Genomic DNA, 731 nt, shown 5'->3' on the forward strand with positions numbered 1-731 from the left:
AGGTGCTCTATCCCAAGAACCTCTTCAACCGCGTTACCTACACCTATGGCAAGCCGGGCGAGAAGTACAACCGTGCAGGCAGGCTGGTGCTCGTGGAAGATGCTTCAGGTGGCGAAGCCTATTATTACGGCAACCAAGGCGAGGTAGTAAAAACGGTTCGCTCGGTGATGGTGAGCACCGCCGACGTGCGCACCTATGTCTACGGCGCCACGTACGACAGCTGGAACCGCGTACGCACCATGACCTATCCCGACGGGGAGGTAGTTACCTATCATTACAATGCAGCAGGACAAATCGCGAGTGTCAAGTCCAACAAACAAGGAAAGGAAGAAACCATCGTAGAAAAGGTGGGCTATGACAAGGACGGGCATACCGTCTATACCAAGCTCGGTAACGGCACGGAAACCACCTACACCTACGACAAACAACGCGAACGCTTACAAGAAATGAATCTCACGGCAGCAGGTACGGCGATTATGACCAACAAGTACCAATACGATGCTGTGGATAATATCTTAGGCGTTGTCAATGCTGTAGACCCGACACAGGCCAATAGTAATAATAACAACAATAGTAATAATAACAACAATAGTAATAACAACAATAGTAATAACAACAATAGCCATAACAGCAAAGCGAAACTTGGCGGTGCTTTCAACCACACTTATGCCTATGACGATCTTAACCGCCTGATAAGGGCCAATGGTGAGGCGAAGGGTGCGAAGTATGAG

1 pseudogene is annotated in these 731 nt (G+C 49.1%); it reads left to right on the top strand.

Features of this window, described 5'->3' with window-relative positions:
• A pseudogene (locus BN93_RS16035) lies at window positions 1-731 on the top strand (RHS repeat domain-containing protein); the annotation flags it as partial.

Origin of the sequence: Prevotella conceptionensis 9403948 (assembly GCF_000312305.1) — a bacterium.
Classification (GTDB): Bacteria; Bacteroidota; Bacteroidia; order Bacteroidales; family Bacteroidaceae; genus Prevotella; species Prevotella conceptionensis.